Origin of the sequence: Dulcicalothrix desertica PCC 7102, assembly GCF_003991905.1 — a bacterium.
Classification (GTDB): domain Bacteria; phylum Cyanobacteriota; class Cyanobacteriia; order Cyanobacteriales; family Nostocaceae; genus Dulcicalothrix; species Dulcicalothrix desertica.
This window is the reverse complement of record NZ_RSCL01000086.1, coordinates 1-2,994: the sequence shown is the minus strand read 5'-3', so window position 1 is coordinate 2,994 and position 2,994 is coordinate 1. Positions and strand designations below refer to the sequence as shown.

The window sequence follows — 2,994 nt, the reverse complement described above, 5'->3', positions numbered from 1 at the left end:
AAAGTCTGACTACTTGCAACTATATTTACAAAACTTTGCATCGTGTCCCATTTTGCACGTATCTCGGCGGGCACCCTAATAGTATCGTCGCAAAGGTTAATAATTGGCTCAATTTGTTGGGGGTCGCCTGCTACTACTGCTCGTTGCGAACGCACCAGCAAGGGAAATAATTGATGTATAAGTGTAGTACCCGCTTCATCTACCAGTGCCAGTTTAACAATATTGGAATGAAGAATTGGCAGCATATAGCGTACTGATTGCAGGCTAGAGCTAATGACGGGGAAAATCAAGCTTAAGTCACGGTAGATGGCATCACTGTCAGTTTCCAGTTTGAGCAATGCATCTCCATCTCCCTCCAAGACGCTGCCGTAAGTTTCTAACGCCCGCATAACGCTATCCTTACGTCGGAGAACTTCTTGCAACAGAAACGTCCAGGCGCCTTGAAATAGTTCTAGTTGTAATGAGTGGTAGTCGCGGTAAAAACGACTATAGAAATCTCCTTGTGGGTAACTATCAAGTTGTTCTTGGAAAAGTTGATAATCAGCTTGTTTTAACTCTAATTGCTTGTTTAAAGATGTTAGTTGGGTTTGAATAGACGTTACTTTTTGGTTAAGATGCCAAAGTTGTTGCGATAAATCCAGTTTTTGGTTAACTAAAATCTGGGCTGTGGTTAAACTAGAACGGTCAAGGGGCATCTGAAAGGGATGTGACGATGCCAAAGTATTTAAAACAGCAGCGTTTATCCGGTTTGCTAGACGCTTAAAAATTAGCTTATCGGTAGTAAAATTAAGCCAGTCCAACGCGCGCTTGGTAATGGAGTCAGACTGTTTTGGAAGTTCGCGTTCTGCCTGGGATAAAGCTTCTTGTATTTGCTGGTAAGCATTGAGAGGAAAATTTGCATAATCACTCAAACTTGATAGCTGCTCTTGAAGTGCTTGTAACTCGGAATCCTTTGCTGCAATATCGTCATTGAGCGATTGGATTTCTACATTTAGTTGAGTTCTTCGTTCGGCATTAGCTGCTTGTTGGCTATTATTAAAGCGGTCTTGCTCTATTAATTGCTGAATTTCATTTTCTGCTCTTATAAGGTTGAGTTTAGCTTGTTCCCAAGACTCCTGGTTAAATTCATTATTTCTCAGCCAATCTTGGCTTGATTGTAGTTTTGGTAAAGTTTCCCTACGGATGATGCCTAGGTTCCCACCAGGTAGATAAAACTGTTCTGTAGGAAAGTTATCACTCAACCGAGAAAGGAATTTTTGAATGGCGCCGTTATTGGTGCTGGCAAATAGTATTAAATTATTCCCATCCTCTTCACCGCGAACAAGTCGTAATGCCCTTGTCACTACTTGCTGTGCTACCAGGTGCAGAAACACTTCTGTTTTCCCAGTTCCCGGAGGTCCACAAACAGCAGTAAGCAAATTCTCTTGAGTATGTTTGAGGACAGACGCTTGATATTCATCGGGAGCGTGGGAGGGAAAGGCGCCCCAAAACATCACCTCATGTCTGGGTAATTGTGGCGCCGACCAAAGGTACTGCATTGCTGGGTGAGTTTCTGTTAACCAGTCGCTATGGGGTGTTTGTTGAAGTTGCTGTAAAATAAGTTGCAAATCAAGCTTGAGCAGAGCATTATAGGGCGTAAAGTCGCAGCGCAGTAAATAAGGTTGTCGAAAAGTTTTATATTTCCCTTCTGGCAAGTCCACCTGGTCAAGAAAATCTCGCAGTGTGGGGAATCTCCCTTTAAAAGTGTCTTCCAAAAATTTCAAAATCCCTGACGCAACAACCAGTGATTCAGCTTGCTCCTCCTCTAGCCCATACAACCGCATTAAATTAACAACAACTGGCTGAAACTCATATTCCGTCAAATCCCAGCCAGTCTTGCGATAATTGCCTTTGAATATAGGTGAAACATCAACTGTGAAGAGAGGCAGATATTTCAGCTTTTGTTCTTTCCCCTTCCCCTGTATCAGATAAATTTGCGGGAAAGCAACAGCCATTTGAAAATCATTGGGTCTACCCCTAGAAGCTGCCGCTTGTTGCTGTTGCTGGAATTGTTTAAATACTTCGCCATCCAACATTAGCTTATTACCAACAAGCTGCACTCCCTTATCTATAACTTTCGAGTAAACATCCGAAGAACGTTCAACCTCAGCTTGGGTCAGTTCCTCTAACCGGATATAGGATAACCAAGCTTGTACTATCTGGATAAGTTTATCTGGCTCTAGCATGAGATTAAAAGGGAGCAACTGTACTTACTGGTATTAAATATAAGTTAATCTTTTTTCTCGCTCGGCGCCAACCTACCAGAGTCATAAATAGTTTTCGATTTTTCATTTTTTAACAATTATAGATGCCTATAACGTTATAGGCAGTGGGAGCGCGCATTTTCCAATAACGTTATTGGAAGTTTCCTCAGAGCCTAAAACATTTGACTTAATAACGTCCGAATTGTTAGCCCGCACGCATATAATTTCAGTAGATTTTAAAGGGGCGTCTGCTGTCTCCGAATCCTTTAATTCTCCCATCAATATTAAATCTTCTGAAAATTTTGTTTTCATTGTATGTATACCCTCTATCAAGCGCATCAAGTTTACTAATTATTGACTTCCCACCATTGAGTTGTATAAGAATTAGAGCAGTGTATGGCAATACAGAATTTCTTTGAATTCGTTCAAGTAATTTTTCATAATATTCACTTATTCCTCGTGTAGAGGTGTATTTCAATATGATTTCAATACAGTTATTTTGGCTGGATAATTTTACAATCCCATCGTTAGGTTCATATTTAACACTAAAACAACTCCCCTTTGCATAACACTCAAGCAATTCCAGTAGGATAAGTTGACCGATTTTTTCACTTTTAGGCTCTCCCGATTCTTTATAAAACTCAATAGACAATCCACTTTTTACTAGCTCAGAGAAGTGTTTGCATATAGCATCTAAAATTTTCTCATTGGATTCGTCCTTTAAATCTCTAAGATTCAGAGGAAACCGAGT

2 protein-coding genes are annotated in these 2,994 nt (G+C 40.5%); both read right to left on the bottom strand.

The genetic code is table 11. From position 1 onward, the window contains the following. Positions 1–2,225: AAA domain-containing protein (locus DSM106972_RS50830; protein ID WP_127087835.1), on the bottom strand; the 2,225-nt coding region annotated here is incomplete at its 3' end. A gap of 244 nt (positions 2,226–2,469) precedes the next feature. Continuing rightward, the coding region (locus tag DSM106972_RS52085; protein ID WP_158633048.1) for a DUF8371 domain-containing protein at positions 2,470–2,994 on the bottom strand (525 nt) is incomplete at its 5' end.